Here is a 16,002-nt window from a genome sequence, read left to right on the forward strand (position 1 = left end):
TGCTTTTAAAGACATAATACCGAACATATGTAGAATAAATACAAATAAATCTGTAAGAGTTGTCATATTAAAGTACGATAAAAGAAATATAGTGCTGCAAGAACGTTATTATAGAAGAAACTCGAAAATCAGCAGAGAAAATAATCGTTCATCCAGCATCTGCTGATCCTGTTGTAGTTTTTAAACTTGCGTTTTATTCTTTAGGATAAATAAAGTATAAATTATCGCAATAAACAAACAAATGGTATATGTTTAAGAAATGAATACTGACATTCTATCAAAAAAAAAGAAGGTTTGTAAATTAGTGATCATGCATCCTTCGAAAGGGGTTTACTAGAGTATGTACAGCAAAGATGAGTTGCTCACGAAAGCGGCCGATATCAAGCCATGGCTCGTTGAAATACGGAGAGATTTACACAGTCACCCAGAACTAGGATTGGAAGAATACAGGACGCGGGATAAAATCATTGAATATCTTACAGAAATGGGAATTCCTTTTGAACAAGATATTGCACATACGGCTGTTGTCGGCTTTATTGAAGGTGGAATAAAAGGGAAAACAGTGGCGCTTCGTGCGGATATCGACGCACTTCCAATTACTGAAATGAACCAAGTGGAATATAAATCTCAAAATATAGGAAAAATGCACGCTTGTGGCCATGATGCACATACGACAGTCTTACTCGGAGCTGCTAAACTTCTAAATGACAATAAAAAGAATCTCAAAGGAAATGTGAAACTGTTCTTTCAACCCGCTGAAGAAACAGTTGGCGGTGCGAAACCGATGATTGAAGCAGGGGTTATGGAAAATCCGAAAGTTGATGCGGTATTTGGATTGCATATCGCACCAGACATTCCGGTAGGTGAAATTGGAGTCAAATACGACCAAATGAATGCAGCTTCGAATTCATTGGCTATCACAATAAAGGGTGACAGTGCCCACGGAGCCTATCCCCATAATGGAACGGACGCAATTGTGATAGCTTCACAAGTTGTAACTGCTTTACAAACAATCGTTAGTCGTAATGTAGACCCAACGCAGTCCGCTGTAATTACAATCGGGGTTATTCAAGGTGGAACAGCTGCAAACATAATTGCTGACACAGTAACGATGACGGGAACGGTGCGTACTTTGGATCCTGAAGTTCGAAGTTACGTATTGAAGAGAATAGAAGAAGTCATTGCACACACAACTCAAGCGTTGGGCGGTTCATTCACATTAGAAATAGAAGATGGATATAACGCACTCATTAACGACAACGCTATGGTAGATCTAGTGAAGCAAACTGGATTCGATCTACTTGGTGAAGACAAAGTACACCAACTTACATTACCAAGTTTAGGTGTCGAAGACTTTGCATTCTTTGCGGAGGCTGCCCCTTCAGCATTTTACAGGCTTGGATGCCGTAATGAAGCAAGGGGAATTGTTCACGGACTCCACACCAATCAATTTGATATTGACGAGGACTGTTTACCCCTTGGCGCCGCAATACAGGCACTAACGGTTTATAATTATTTGAATGAAGAGAAGTAATTGGTTAATTTTAATGAAAATAACATACAGAAAACCGTTAAGAACTTTAAATTGTTCTTAACGGTTTTATTTGTGTGGGATCAAATTATCTGAATAGTACTCTATAAAACAAAAAGGACTATGATGGGAAAGTAAGTTATTAAACTAAATGACTAGGCCAATCTAGGAAGTAAATAATCGACAGAATATTAACGTATTCAATCTGGAGAAGGCTTTATACTGCTATTCCAAGGGAATACACAAATAAATTGCAACTACATATCAAGCCTTCTATAAGTAAAACTTATGACATAATAAATTATTAGTATTTAACAATAACTGTGTAATGGCTTACAATTTTTATTAATCCGAAGTTTCAGTTTATCGGTCAATTAGGAGGATCGCTATGAGAGTGCTTGTGAACAATGAAATAGTGCATCGCGAAGATGTACGAATTGATTTTGAAGATCGAGGATATCAATTTGGAGATGGAATTTATGAAGTTGTTCGTGTTTATGAAGGAGAAGCGTATGAATTGAACGAGCATATTCACCGGTTTTACAGAAGTGCAAAAGAAATTGGAATTACACCGCCCCAATCGAAGAATGAAATGAAAAGTAATATTGAGGATGTAATTACAGAAAACAAGTTGTTAGAAGGCGGTATCTACTTTCAAATGACGAGGGGGGTGGCACCAAGAAAACATCAATATGAAAAAGAAATCGAACCCAAACTCATTGCGTATCCTCTATATTTTACACGACCCGAAAAACAGCAAAACGAAGGAGTTTCGGTTTTAACAGCAGATGATTTGAGATGGCATCGTTGCGATATAAAGAGTCTGAATCTTTTGTATAACATTATGATGAAACAAAAAGCGCATGATAGTGGTTCATTTGAAACTATTTTCATTCGAGATGAACTTGTTACCGAGGGAACATCTACAAATGTATTCATGATAAAAGATAATGTAATCAGTACTCACCCTGCAGACAACAACATATTAAATGGAATAACACGGATGAAAGTTCTACACCTGTTGAACGAGGAGCATATCCCTTATGAAGAAAAATCATTTACAAAACAAGAACTTCTAGATGCAGATGAGGTATTTATCACCTCTACTACAAGTGAAGTAATGCCCGTTTTAAAAGTGGATGAGCAAGTAATTGGAAATGGTTTACCAGGTATTTTAACCAAACGACTACATAGTCTGTTTCTTCATGATATTAAAAGTCCTGAAATTGTAAGGGGGTGATTGAGCGTACTGAGATACTTCAAAGCATTTAATGTCTTAAACAAAAAATAAGGGGGCAATTCTATTGACAAAAAAACTCTATCTATTTCTAATGATGTGCATCGTTTCAACTCTGATTTTTGCAGGTTGTAATAAAGATGAGGGGACGGATTCTAAAGATAAAGGCGATCGAGAAATAATCGTTGGAATGGTTTCAGAGCCAGATTCGGTTGATATTCATAGAACATCGTCAGCTGGAGATTCAAACATTGCAATGTATGATACATTATTGTCTTTAGATAACGATGGAAATATTTTGCCGAATATTGTATCGGAATATGAAGTCGATCCTAACGGTAAGGCCGTAGTTTTTAAAATGAAAGAAGGATTGAAATTTCATTCAGGGAAAGCTTTAGATGCGGAAGCAGTTAAACTTTCAATGGAGCGTTTGATGGAGTCATCACCATTTAGTTCGAATGCTGGAGACATTGATACTATTGAAGTATTAAGCGAATACTCATTTAAAATTGAATGGAATGAACCTTTTGCTCCATTTTTCTTAAATGCAACATCTCCGTACCTAGCGCCTTTAGATGTATCGGTGTTGAATGCTGAAGGAGAAGAGTTTGAAAAGAACCCAAGCGCATCTGGAGCACTTAAACTTTCTGAAATTAAAAGAGGAGACTCTATCACTTATGTACCCAATGAAGATTTTGATTGGGGTTCATCGGATGGTGCTGGATTTGATAGCGTGAAATTCAGATTCATACCAGATGAAGAGACACGGATTTTGGAATTCAAAAAAGGAAACATTGATGTTCTAACAGATGTACCTTATCAATACATTGAGGAACTTGAAAAAGAAGAAGGCGTGACAATTGAACGTGTACCTAACTATGTTTTAAGTTACTTAGGTTGGAACAACAAATTGCCTAAATTTCAAGACGTAAAAGTTCGACAAGCAATCGCAATGGCAATCGACCGTGATTCAATCATCAAAAATACATTGCGTGGCGAAGCACAACCGGTATTTGGTCCATTACCAAAAGCAACATTTGGCCATAGTGAAAAGATTGAAAATATGGCAAAAGAAAAATATGCATTTGATGTAGAAAAAGCAAAAGGCTTATTATCTGAAGCTGGTTGGAATGAAACGGATAAAGATGGAGTAGTTATGAAAGATGGAGAGAAATTTACTGTAGATTTATGGGTCGATGATGATCCAGCAAACTCAAGAGCGGCACAAATCATTCAAAACCAATTAATGGAAATCGGAATTAAGGTTTCTATATCGGTTAAAGAATCTGCAACGATTATTGAACAAACACCAAAAGGGCAACATGAGATGCTTCTATGGGGCTTTGGCTGGTTGGATGCAGACGTATTGAACTTCCTTCTTTTCGGTAAGGATAAGTCGACTCGACTACACTATCAAAATGAAGAGATTTACAGTTTGTTAGACGAAGGTGCTATTGAAATGAATCAAGATGCACGTATGAAACTTTATGAAGAAGCTCAAGAAATGTTAGTGGAAGAATCACCATGGGTTCCTCTATATGTAAAAGAAAATATAACAGCAATTCGTAACTTTGAAAACTTTGAAATACATCCGATACGAAATGCAATTGTTTGGCCAGGTGTAGAAGTATCAAAGTAATTAGTATGTAAGGAAATTCAGGTGAGCGATTACTGTCCTAGATAATTACAGGATAGTAATCACACCTGAATTAATCCTTTCAAAGCCTTTACGAACAGGGGGTCGTGTTTTGAAGAATTATTTATCGAGAAGATTATTAACGATGTTTATTACGATAATCGGTGTATCAATACTGGTTTTTGCAATCATACATTTGATACCAGGGAATCCTGTTTCGTATATTTTAGGGGATTTTGCTACTGAAGAATCTGTTGCGGAACTAGAAAGTAGATTAGGTTTGGATCGACCGATTATAACTCAGTATTTCTCTTATATGATTAATGCATTTCAAGGTGATCTTGGTACGTCATATGTTACCGGTTACACGGTAGTGGAAGAAATTATGAATCGAATACCAATTACGGCACAACTAGCATTATATAGTGTGATATTTGGATCGGTTGTTGGAATTTTACTCGGCGTTATCGCGGCGGTTAAGCAAAACACGATTTTCGATCAAATTGCAATGCTTATTGCTCTAGTTGGGATTTCGGCACCTGGTTTCTGGATTGCATTATTTTTAATACTTCTATTTTCCTACCAGTTGGGTATGTTTCCGATTTCAGGTTACAGCGGATTTTACTCACTTATTCTCCCTTCAATAACATTAGGACTTGGATCAGCCGGAAGCATTGCGCGTATGACGCGATCAAATATGCTTGATGTAATTAAACAAGATTATATACGTACTGCAAAGGCGAAAGGAGCAAGTTTGTATCGTTTGGTTTTTAAGCACAGCTTGCAAAATGCGCTCATTCCAGTTGTTACATTGATTGGTATGCAATTTGGTTATTTAATGGCGGGTGCGGTTGTTACTGAAACAGTGTTTGCGCTACCTGGACTTGGTAGTTTAATTGTATCTGCAATTTCTACACGAGATATTCCGACGGTACAAGGATTGCTTCTGTTTATGGCAGCTATGATAATAATCGCAAACTTGTTGGTAGATTTGATCTACACAAAACTAGATCCCCGTATTCAATACGATTAATGAGAAAGGTTTCTATCCGCTTCAAAGAAACTTCTGAATGCGGTTTATATACTCTTTCTGGTGTAATCCTATATGCGGTATCAATTTGAGAGGAGCGATTATTCTGAAGCAATTAAATAGTAGTGAACTAGCGCTAAAATATCCTGATTCCAATATGAATGAAGAAAAAATAGAGTCCGGAGCAGGAATATTTTTTAAAAAGTTAAAGAAAAACAAAGGAGCTTTAGTTGGAGCAGGAATTTTACTGTTTTTTATCATCACATCTGCTTTGGCACCAGTGATATCGCCCTATCCTGTAAACGAGATGAATTTCGAAGACAGTTTAATGGGACCTAGTGCTGCACATTGGCTCGGAACGGATGAATTTGGAAGAGACATAATGACCCGTATGCTTCACGGTGGCCGAGTCTCATTACTTATGGGCCTTTTCGCTGTTTCTATATCCGGAACAGTCGGTGTGTTTCTAGGTGTGATAGCAGGATATTATCGAAGATTGGATATATACATCATGCAAGTTATGGACATACTCATGTCTTTCCCTTCACTTTTAATGGCAATTGCAATTGTGGCTATTTTAGGTGTTGGACTGACAAATGCTATGATAGCTGTTGCAATTGCTGTAATTCCGTCATTTGTAAGAGTAGTGAGGGGTTCAGTATTATCGATTCGAGAAACAGAGTTTGTAGAAGCATCAAAAGCGTTAGGAGTTAAAGATTGGAAAATTATTGTGAAACATATTTTACCAAACGTTACTTCTCCGATAATTATATTAGCAACACTTGAATTCGGAAGTACAATTTTGGCGGCTGCTGCACTGAGCTTCCTAGGTTTAGGAGCACAACCACCGAACCCTGAATGGGGAGCGCTCGTATTTGTTGGTAAATCATTCTTGAGTCAGGCTTGGTGGATGACGCTATTCCCTGGTCTCGCTATTATGCTCGTCGTATTAGGATTTAACTTATTAGGAGACGGACTAAGAGATGCATTAGATCCAAGGTCGAACTAATACAATAGTATAGGAGAGATTCCATGAGTTTAAAGACGAAAATTGAATCGTATATTAATGAAATAGATGCTTCCTTTGGCATATATATTAAAAATATAGAAACAAAAGAAGAGGTTAATATTCAAGGAGATCGTTTATACCAAATGGCTAGTGTAGTAAAAGTGCCAATTTTAGCGACTCTATTTGATTTAGTGGAAAAAGGAGAAATTGAATTAACAAAAAGAGTGAAAATAGAAGAAAGTGACTTTGTCCCGGGATCGGGTGTATTTAAAACAATGGATTGTGGAATCGAACCAACGATTAAAGACCTAGCGACAATGATGATCATTGTGAGCGACAATCTAGCCACCGACAAAATATTAACTATTGTTGGCGGTGCTGATAGAGTTCAAGAGAAAATGCGAAGTATTGGCCTTGAAAATATTCATGTTCGACACTCCATTTGGGAATTATTAAGTCTATGTGCTGAAATTACACCGGAACCCTATACAAAAGAGCTTTCCGATCAAATCATTAAATGTCTAGAAGAAGGCGGATATGAATTGGGTGGAACTGTCTTTCAGGAAAGCGTAGAAAACAATATGAGTTCTCCAAAAGATATGTGCCTATTATTGGAACAAATAGCTTCTGGCACATTTGTTTCAGAACAATGTTCATCGGCAATATATCAAATTTTGTTAAAGCAACAATATCAACAACGAATCGGTGGCAAATTACCTAGAAATACTACTGTTGCAAATAAAACGGGAAGCCTCGGATCGATGTTCAATGATGCTGGTATTGTTGATTTACCCGAAAACAAAGGGGCATTTGTAATTACGGTTTATTCAATTGGGAATTCGCTAGAATATAAAGGCGACGAACCAATTGCACGCATTTCCCAAATTGCTTACGAACATTTTTGTGGGAAATGAGTTTAGTAATTGCAGAAAATCCAGCACCCTTACTTTATAAAAAGAAAATTAGGAGGTGCGTTAATGGAGAGCAAAACATATGAAAAAGAATTACTGAAAGTGGAGGAAATGAACATTTCCTTTAAAAATGATGAAGGTGGTCTATTATCAGCAGTAAGGGATTTGAACTTCCATATTCATGAAGGCGAAACGGTTGGTTTGGTAGGTGAATCTGGATGCGGGAAAAGTGTTACTGCGCTTTCACTTATGAAACTAATACCTGAAAACTCAAGCATTATAGATGGTCAAATACTGCTTGAAGGTGAAGATGTAAATTCTTATTCAGAGAAGAAAATGAGGTCCATTCGCGGAAATGCTATGTCTATGATTTTTCAAGAACCAATGACATCACTAAATCCGGTACATAGAATCGGGAAACAAATCGGAGAAGTTCTTCTATTACATTCACTAGCGAACAAATCCAATATCAAATCAAAAGTCATAGAAATATTAAAAAAAGTCGGAATTCCCAGGCCAGAAGCGATAATTGAAGAATTTCCACATCAATTATCAGGTGGAATGAGGCAGCGAGTGATGATTGCTATGGCAATGGCATGCAATCCTCGCTTACTTATAGCTGACGAACCAACTACCGCACTAGATGTAACGATTCAAGCACAAATATTGGATTTAATGAACACATTGCAAGAGGAATATAAAACGGCCATATTGTTAATAACCCATGATTTAGGGGTTGTAGCGGAAATGGCAGACAGGGTCATGGTTATGTATTACGGCCAAATAGTTGAAGAAGCAGACGTCCGTACATTATTCAAACAGCCTAAACACCCCTATACAGTAGGACTTTTAAACTCCATTCCTAATATTGACGAAGACGATGAAGTTCGACTTAAACCGATTGAGGGGAATGTGCCTAATCTCGGCGTGATAACATCGGGATGCCCGTTTAGGTCTCGCTGTGAACATGCACATGAAAAATGTTACCAAGAGAATCCTCCGTTATTTAAGTTGGAATCACAAACGGTTAGGTGTTGGTTGTATGAAAAAGAGGAGGTGTTCGCTTGAATCAGCCATTACTAGTTGTAGAGGGATTAAAAACACACTTTCCAATTAAAAAGGGATTGCTAAATAAAGAAAAAAGTTTTGTGAAAGCTGTGGATGGAATTTCGTTTCATGTGAATAAAGGTGAAACTCTAGGAATTGTTGGAGAAAGTGGATGTGGAAAATCAACGATGGGTAGAAGTATTCTTCGTCTAATCGAACCGACAGAAGGATCTGTGATGTTTGATGGAGTGGAATTGACCACGCTGAATAAATCTGATTTAAGAAAAATACGCAGTGAAATTCAAATTGTATTCCAAGATCCTTTTGCTTCGCTGAATCCTAAAATGACTGTAGGTTCAATTTTAACAGAAGCCTTATCAACCCATCATTTAGGTCAGAATTCGAAGGACCGTAGAGCAAAGGTCAAAGAATTATTAGGGATTGTTGGTCTGAGTCCTACCCATATTGGACGGTATCCTCATGAATTCAGTGGAGGTCAAAGGCAACGTATTGGAATTGCTCGAGCAATCGCTGTAAATCCGGCGTTAATAATCGCTGATGAACCGGTATCTGCTTTAGATGTATCTGTACAAGCGCAAGTGTTGAACTTGTTTCAAGACTTGAAAAACACATTAGGATTAACATATATTTTTATCGCACATGATTTAAGCGTTGTGAAGCATGTAAGTGACAGAATAGGTGTGATGTATTTGGGGAAAATCGTTGAGATGTCCGATAAAAAAGAGTTGTTTAAAAAACCTTTACACCCTTACACACAGGCACTCATGTCAGCCGTACCTTCTTTAGATCCTGATGCAAAAAAAGAACGAATTATATTAAGAGGGGATGTTCCAAGTCCGTCATCCCCTCCGAGTGGATGCGCATTTCATCCGAGATGTCGTTTTAGTAAAGATGTGTGTGGAAAAATTACACCAAGAGAAACCACAATAAGTCCAGGACAGTTTGTAAGTTGTCATATGTACGATGAAGAATATAAATCTGAGTTTAGTGATGTTAAAAAAGAACAGTTGATTGGCATCAGATAAAGATTATACAATTTTGAAGGGTTTTCAGTATGAAATGTGAAGGCACTTTTGAATAAGAGTGTGAACATTTTAAAGAGAGCTTGTAAGAGCTCTCTTTAACTGGGTTTTAATGTAGTATTAGTTCTTTTTCACAAGGATTGATAATTTGAATCACTTCTTCGATGAGTGAATCTAGGTAAAAACTATCCCCCCATATTATCGTTATCGAGCTTTCCAACTTTTGATTTTTTATATCAAGCGCTTTTACATTAAATGAATTTGAAACTTCAAGAATATCCATTGGCATAATCCCAACGCCAATATTGTGAGAGACTAATGTGAGTATAGTGTGTAATTCTGACCCCTCACAAATGGATTGTGGAGTAAATCCTTCATAAAAGCAGGCTTTCTCAAATAAAAAATGTAGGGAAGCGGAATGAACTTTGTGATGACTGATAAATCGTTCGTTTTTTAACTCAGACAACAATACCTCATCACGCTTTGCCAATTCATGGTCTGAGGATACAATGAGCTTAATTGGGTGCCTTTGCAATTCTCTGTAATTCAAACCGGATTCAGCTAAAAAACTTGTGTCTTGCGGTGTTCGTATGAGTGCGATCTGACACTTTTTATCAAGCATTAAATTTAATGCATTTACAGAATCAGTTTCCTCAAGCAGTAGATTGAGATTGGGAAATCTTTGATGTGCGATGTTAAGAATTCTAGGTAAAATCGTGATTGCTGCGGAAGGAACCATCGCCATCTTTAAATTGGAAATCGGCAACATGATATTTTTTTGAATATCCTCGAAAGTAGATTCGATTTTCTGGAAAGAGCTTGCTAGTTTACTGTGCAGGAATTTACCCTCTGCGGTCAGGCTTACATTCTTTGTTGTTCGATTGAAAAGTTTAAACCCTAATTGGTTTTCTAAGTTGTTGATGTGTTGACTTAAGCCGGGTTGTGAGATGTTTATATTTTTTGCGGCATTAGTGAAGTTTAACGTTTTCGCTATTTCAAAAAAATAACGTAGATTAAAGAAGTTAATGGGGAATCCCTCCAGTCGGTTAATAAGATTTCGCTATTTAGAACATTACTATTATATCATTGTTATAATAATAAGAAAGATGCATTTATTATAAATCCTATAGGAGCTGTTAGTAATGATTGAAAAAGATGAGATGAAACCATTTGAAACGTATGCTGAAAAACTAGTAGTAGAAAACCATATTCCCGGCGTGGGAATTGCTTTGAACAAGGATGGCGAGCGCCTATATGAAAAAGGATTTGGCTATCGTGATGTGGAAAGTGAACTGGAAATCACTGGGGATACTATCTTTGGGATTGCATCGATGACCAAATCCTTCACATGTGTGGCAATTATGAAACTCCAAGAAGCAGGCAAACTATCTGTTCATGATAAAGTTCTGAACTATTTACCAGAATTTCGAACTGCGGACATGGAGAAAACAAAAGAGATTACGATTCATCATTTAATGACGCACACGGCGGGAATTCCACCGATTTCTACGCATGTGTTCGCTCGAAAACGGAGCATAGATTCGGACCCTTCTGCAAAAGATTATTTGGATTTAAATTTGGTGAACAATATTGGCAGTGCAATTGATACATATGAAGACATGTTTAACTTTATTGCGGAGCTGAACTACGAGCCGCTAGACAAGGCTGGAAATTCATTTAGTTATTCGAACGACTCTTATGGACTACTTGGAGTAATTATTAGCCGAGTAAGTGGGCAATCCTATGAAACTTACGTAAGTGAACATATTTTAAAACCAGCAAAATTAACAAGAAGCTTCTTTGACATAGAGAAATTAAACAGTTTTGATGATGTGACTACGCTATATGCGGCAAAAACGTCTGAAGAAGGAGTTCATGTATATCCGACAGAAATTTGGTGGGATGCACCGGCAATGAGAGCTGCTGGATATTTAAAATCAACAATGAATGATATTTTAAGATATCTCGAAATTTTCCGGAATGAAGGAATGGTTGACGGTATCCGGATTTTATCGAAGGATAGTGTAGACCAGATGATTTATCCTCATTTCGAATATGAAAAAGGTACTTATTATGGGTATGGTTTACGAATTACACCTGATTATTACGGGGAACCCCTTATTGAACATGGTGGAGGTCTGAAAGGTGTTTCTTCTTTAATGGTCGTTCTCCCTGAAAGCGGTTTGACGGGCGTTGCATTGTCGAGTCTTGCTAGTGTTCCGTCTGGAAAATTATTAAAGGGAGCGTTAAATGTTCTGAAAGGAAGACAAGCAGATGCGACAAGATTCCTTTTAGAGACAGAGTGGATAGATGAGACAAAGCTCGATAAGTTCGCCGGTTCTTACACTTCGGGTGAAGGTATGAATGTGAAAATCGATGTCAACAAGGGTCAGTTAAGGCATTTTACTGAAGGTATGTACAATCCACTTCGACATGTAGGAAGCAATAGTTTTGTTGGAATTGAAAAGAATAAAGAAGATGTGATTCGATTTGTAACGAATGAAACAGGTAGTGTCGATCGGATATTCTATAGTTCGAGACAAATACGTAAAGACAAAAAATAATCAGGGGGCTTTTTTAAAATGAAAATCATCGATACGCACTGTGATGCACTTTTAAAACTTCAAGAAGCAAAAAGAGGGAAACGTTACAATGTAGAACCCTTGAATTTTACCGATTCCGTTGAAATTGAAACGAATGTACATCGTTTACAAGAAGGAAATGTACTGGCGCAATTTTTTGCAATCTTTATTTTTCCAGATGTTCTTTCCGATGAAAAATGGCAACACGCTTTAGAGCAAATCGATTTGTTCTATACAGAAATCCTAGGAAAGAATCCGGCAATGAAACATATTAAGAAATGGGAAGATCTTGATGACTTAAAAGATGGCGAGATTGGCGCAGTCTTAACATTGGAAGGTGCAGATGCCTTTGGAAATGATTTAAGCAAACTCCGACATCTTTACCGTCTTGGCGTCTTGTCTATTGGTTTAACTTGGAACAACCCAAATCTATGTGCGGACGGCGCTGGAGAACCACGCGGAGCTGGACTGACGGAGCTCGGAAAAGAAGTTGTCCTATTGAATAATGAGCACCAGGTGTTTACGGATGTCTCTCATCTATCAGAAAAAGGATTTTGGGATGTACTAGAGTTGTCGGATTATGTAATCGCAAGTCACTCAAATACTCGTGCATTTTGCGACCACCCAAGAAATTTAACCGATGAGCAAATTAAAGCTGTGATTGAGAAAAACGGTCTCATTCATGTTGTTTTTTATGCTGAATTCATTAAAAAAGACGGTCAATCCGCAAGTTATAGTGAATTGTTTGATCATATCGACCATATTATTTCACTGGGCGGCGTTAAAAACATCGGATTTGGCTCTGATTTCGATGGTATTGATCGATATATTGTTGGATTGGAAGATTCATCTAAATATCCTAATTTAGTGAATGAGTTGCTAAAAAAATATACTGAAGAAGAAGTAAGAGGATTTACTTCAGAAAACTTCTTGAATAACCGACCAAAATTGAAAGTTTAAAACTACAAGTGTGTCCGTTATGTCCAAAGTACTTTTTTACAGCGGATATAACAGGCACATTTTCTATTTAGAAAGGGGTCCATTGAATTGAGGGAATACCTGTTAACTAAGGAAAATGAAATGTTGTTATTACTTGAGAAACTTGTGAATATCGATTCTGGTTCGGCAAATAAGGCGGGGATTGATAAAGTTGGTGGAATCTTAAAAGCCGAGTATGAAAAGTTAGGTTTCCGTGTAGAGACGTATAAAGAAAGTGAACGAGGAAATCATCTCGTTATACAACATGAAGATGCTGCAACTCCTGAAATCATATTGCTCGCGCATATGGATACCGTTTTCCGAGATGGAACAGCTGCTGTACGACCTTTTACGATGAAAAATGGCCGTGCCTATGGACCTGGAGTTATTGATATGAAAGCAAGCCAAGTTGCATTGCTGTATGCACTGAAAGCATTGATTTCAATTGATAGCAATGGATTTAGGAATGTACAGATTGTGTTAAACAGTGATGAGGAAATTGGGTCAGGCACTTCTAGAAAACTCATAGAAACCCAAGCAAAGGGGAAAAGATACGCACTAATAATGGAGCCTGCACGCAAAAATGGTGCTCTCGTTAGTGCGCGAAGGGGCGGCGGTAGATTTTCACTTTTTGTGAAAGGAAAAGCAGCACATTCGGGAATTGAACCGCAAAATGGCATTAGTGCAATTGAAGAATTGGCTCATAAAATAGTGAAATTACACGCTTTAACAAATCACGATGAAGGAATAAGTGTAAGTGTAGGATTAATTGAAGGCGGTGAATCAGTGAATACGATTGCACCATCGGCAGTTGCGCATGTAGACGTTCGAATAAGTCGGAAGGAACAGGCGGACATTCTTATGCAGAAAATAAGAGAGATATGTGAAACGGCTGACGTTCCTGGAACTTCAATTGTTTTGGAGGGCGGAATGAACCGACCTCCAATGGTGAAAAACGTGCAGACAATTGAATTATTGAACCTCATAAAAGATGTTGGCTCAAGCCTGGGGATGGAAATAACAGATGTTTCAACAGGTGGTGGTTCTGATGCTTCCTTCACCTCTGCGATCGGTGTTCCAACCGTAGACGGATTGGGCCCAGTCGGTGGCAATGCACATAGTGAAGATGAGTATCTTGAGATTCCTTCACTTGTTGAACGAACAAATTTATTGGCAAAACTGATTGGGAAACTAAGTGACTAAGAAGTATGCGACATTAAAGGATTATGCTTGAAGAGAAACGATGAGAGTCTGTTTTTGTATGGGCGTGAATCATGAAGTGATTACAAAGAAACCTTTGTTTGATAAAAATTTTCAGAGCGACGTCGAATTTCATTTTCGATTAACTCTATAAAACCTGGACATAGCTTCAAGACAATCGCTTGGTGATAACAATCCATCAACAGTTCATTTGATAGGTTCTTCATTAGAAATCTCGCCTCCAATTTAAAGCTGTATTTTGTTCTATTGTTAAAGGAATTAGAATAGTATGGTAAGTGGGAGCAACTACTCTTAATTTACCATACATATGAAATTGGAACAACCGTTCTGTTATCCACAACTTAGTGTGGGTAACATGTGGGTAGTCTGTGGGCAACACACTTAAACACATGGCGGTCTAGTGGTATAATGTGTGTAAACTTATCCACAGACGTGGTTAACGCAGTTTTTGTCGAAAGATTCTTTGGTTTAATTGAAAAGCAATTGCCAATTAGATATGGATATTTCTTTTCTAGTTAACTATTGATATGCTAATAAGGATGGAAAGGGGAGAGTTAATTTGAAGAACTATTTACAAAGTAAAGAAGGAGAAATGCTTTTATTGCTCGAACGCCTCGTAAACATCGATTCTGGATCCGCAAATAAGGCAGGTATAGATGAAGTAGGGGGAATACTTAAAAGCGAATATGAAGATTTGGGCTTTACTGTTGAAGTGATCAAGGAGTCGAATAACGGTAATAATCTATTGATTCAATATGAACAGTCAAACAACCCTGAAATCATAGTGGTGGCGCATATGGATACTGTTTTTAAGGACGGTACTGCAAGTGAGCGACCGTTTACGATTAAAGAGGGACGTGCATATGGTCCAGGTGTGATTGATATGAAAGCGAGTCAAGTTTCGTTGTTGTATGCCGTGAAAGCTTTAATTGCCAATAAACGTACAGGTTTTGAAAATCTTCGTATTGTTCTAAACAGCGACGAAGAGATTGGTTCTCCAACATCTAAAGATTTAATTGAACAGCAGGCAACAGGTAAAAAATATGCGCTGATCATGGAACCTGCACGAAAAGATGGTTCCCTAGTTACAGCAAGACGTGGCGGCGGTGAATATTCGCTTTACGTTACTGGCAAGGCAGCGCACTCCGGAATTGAACCACAAAACGGCATCAGTGCAATTGAAGAACTTGCACATAAAATCATCAAGTTGCATACGTTAACGAATCATGAAGAAGGAATCACAGTGAATGTGGGGTTAATCGAAGGCGGAGAATCGGTTAACACAGTTGCGCCAACCGCGGTAGGTCATATTGATATTCGCATTAACAAGGCAGAACAAGCTGCAGTTCTTGCGAAACAAATCGAAGACATATGCAGTGTATCTGATATTCCTGGGACAACTTTACGACTTGAAGGTGGAATTGACCGTCCGCCATTAGTAAAGACCGATAAAACGATACAGCTTTTGGATATTATTAAACAGGTTGGTACAACAATTGGTATTGATATAACCGACACTGCAACAGGCGGCGCCTCAGACGCATCCTTTACTTCGGTAGCAGGAGTTCCAACCATTGACGGCTTAGGTCCAATCGGCGGAGATGCGCATACGGAGAAAGAGTACTTGGAGATCCCTTCGTTTGTCGAACGAACTGAACTTCTTGCGAGTGTAATTGAGAAGCTGAGTACAAAAGAGTAAACTCTAATAGGAATTGGATTTAAAAAAAGTTCACTAGCTACTATATAGAACTTATATCCCTCCACACCAAGTTGATTG

The 16,002-nt window shown here is 37.9% G+C and carries 14 protein-coding genes and 1 pseudogene; 12 read left to right on the forward strand and 3 right to left on the reverse strand.

Annotated features, from left to right (window positions below; genetic code table 11):
- Positions 1-340 precede the first annotated feature (340 nt).
- The 8 genes from ACFSFY_RS01585 to ACFSFY_RS01620 all read left to right on the forward strand — a co-directional run bounded on the left by ACFSFY_RS01585 (position 341) and on the right by ACFSFY_RS01620 (position 9,447).
- Complete coding sequence (locus ACFSFY_RS01585) at positions 341-1,534, forward strand: M20 metallopeptidase family protein (RefSeq protein ID WP_381535424.1); 1,194 nt, start codon at positions 341-343, stop codon at positions 1,532-1,534.
- A 385-nt stretch (positions 1,535-1,919) separates the two neighbouring features.
- The gene (dat, locus tag ACFSFY_RS01590) at positions 1,920-2,771 is read left to right on the forward strand and encodes a D-amino-acid transaminase (RefSeq protein WP_381535425.1); all 852 of its coding nucleotides are present in this window, start codon (positions 1,920-1,922) and stop codon (positions 2,769-2,771) included.
- A gap of 64 nt (positions 2,772-2,835) precedes the next feature.
- A complete protein-coding gene (locus ACFSFY_RS01595) occupies positions 2,836-4,407 on the forward strand; it encodes an ABC transporter substrate-binding protein (protein ID WP_381535426.1) in 1,572 nt (523 codons plus the stop codon).
- A gap of 109 nt (positions 4,408-4,516) precedes the next feature.
- Positions 4,517-5,437, forward strand: coding sequence for an ABC transporter permease (locus tag ACFSFY_RS01600; RefSeq protein WP_381535427.1), 921 nt, complete (start codon positions 4,517-4,519; stop codon positions 5,435-5,437).
- A gap of 154 nt (positions 5,438-5,591) precedes the next feature.
- Positions 5,592-6,443: an ABC transporter permease gene (locus ACFSFY_RS01605; RefSeq protein ID WP_381535575.1), complete on the forward strand. Its 852-nt coding sequence runs from the start codon at positions 5,592-5,594 to the stop codon at positions 6,441-6,443.
- Between the two features lie 23 nt (positions 6,444-6,466).
- Positions 6,467-7,357 carry a serine hydrolase gene (locus ACFSFY_RS01610; protein WP_381535428.1) on the forward strand — a complete coding sequence of 297 codons (891 nt, stop codon included), beginning with the start codon at positions 6,467-6,469 and terminating at the stop codon, positions 7,355-7,357.
- 63 nt (positions 7,358-7,420) lie between these two features.
- Positions 7,421-8,422 (forward strand): ABC transporter ATP-binding protein, encoded by a 1,002-nt coding sequence (locus ACFSFY_RS01615; RefSeq protein ID WP_381535429.1) that lies wholly within the window; start codon positions 7,421-7,423, stop codon positions 8,420-8,422.
- Positions 8,419-9,447 carry an ABC transporter ATP-binding protein gene (locus tag ACFSFY_RS01620; protein ID WP_381535430.1) on the forward strand — a complete coding sequence of 343 codons (1,029 nt, stop codon included), beginning with the start codon at positions 8,419-8,421 and terminating at the stop codon, positions 9,445-9,447. The genes ACFSFY_RS01615 and ACFSFY_RS01620 overlap by 4 nt, the downstream gene beginning before the upstream one ends.
- A 106-nt stretch (positions 9,448-9,553) precedes the next feature.
- Here the strand turns inward: ACFSFY_RS01620 and ACFSFY_RS01625 are convergent, their stop codons facing one another.
- Together ACFSFY_RS01625 and ACFSFY_RS01630 are read right to left on the reverse strand one after the other, a co-directional pair.
- A complete protein-coding gene (locus ACFSFY_RS01625; RefSeq protein WP_381535431.1) occupies positions 9,554-10,213 on the reverse strand; it encodes a LysR family transcriptional regulator substrate-binding protein in 660 nt (219 codons plus the stop codon).
- 84 nt (positions 10,214-10,297) lie between these two features.
- Positions 10,298-10,495, reverse strand: a pseudogene (locus ACFSFY_RS01630) (helix-turn-helix domain-containing protein); the annotation flags it as partial.
- Between the two features lie 91 nt (positions 10,496-10,586).
- On the opposite strand from ACFSFY_RS01630, the gene ACFSFY_RS01635 reads away from it, so the two are divergent.
- The 3 genes from ACFSFY_RS01635 to ACFSFY_RS01645 all read left to right on the forward strand — a co-directional run bounded on the left by ACFSFY_RS01635 (position 10,587) and on the right by ACFSFY_RS01645 (position 14,207).
- Positions 10,587-12,008, forward strand: a complete 1,422-nt coding sequence (locus ACFSFY_RS01635) for a serine hydrolase domain-containing protein (protein WP_381535432.1) — start codon at positions 10,587-10,589, stop codon at positions 12,006-12,008.
- Positions 12,009-12,026: 18 nt separating this feature from the next.
- Complete coding sequence (locus tag ACFSFY_RS01640; RefSeq protein WP_381535433.1) at positions 12,027-12,986, forward strand: dipeptidase; 960 nt, start codon at positions 12,027-12,029, stop codon at positions 12,984-12,986.
- An 87-nt stretch (positions 12,987-13,073) separates the two neighbouring features.
- Positions 13,074-14,207, forward strand: coding sequence for a M20 family metallopeptidase (locus tag ACFSFY_RS01645; protein ID WP_381535434.1), 1,134 nt, complete (start codon positions 13,074-13,076; stop codon positions 14,205-14,207).
- 80 nt (positions 14,208-14,287) lie between these two features.
- Here the strand turns inward: ACFSFY_RS01645 and sda are convergent, their stop codons facing one another.
- A complete protein-coding gene (gene sda, locus ACFSFY_RS01650; protein ID WP_381535435.1) occupies positions 14,288-14,431 on the reverse strand; it encodes a sporulation histidine kinase inhibitor Sda in 144 nt (47 codons plus the stop codon).
- A 353-nt stretch (positions 14,432-14,784) separates the two neighbouring features.
- Here sda and ACFSFY_RS01655 point away from each other — a divergent pair, with 353 nt between their 5' ends.
- Positions 14,785-15,924 carry a M20 family metallopeptidase gene (locus ACFSFY_RS01655; protein WP_381535436.1) on the forward strand — a complete coding sequence of 380 codons (1,140 nt, stop codon included), beginning with the start codon at positions 14,785-14,787 and terminating at the stop codon, positions 15,922-15,924.
- The last annotated feature ends 78 nt before the right edge of the window (positions 15,925-16,002 follow it).

The sequence above is a fragment of the Sporosarcina siberiensis genome (assembly GCF_042681925.1).
In the GTDB taxonomy this organism is placed as follows: Bacteria; Bacillota; Bacilli; order Bacillales_A; family Planococcaceae; genus Sporosarcina; species Sporosarcina siberiensis.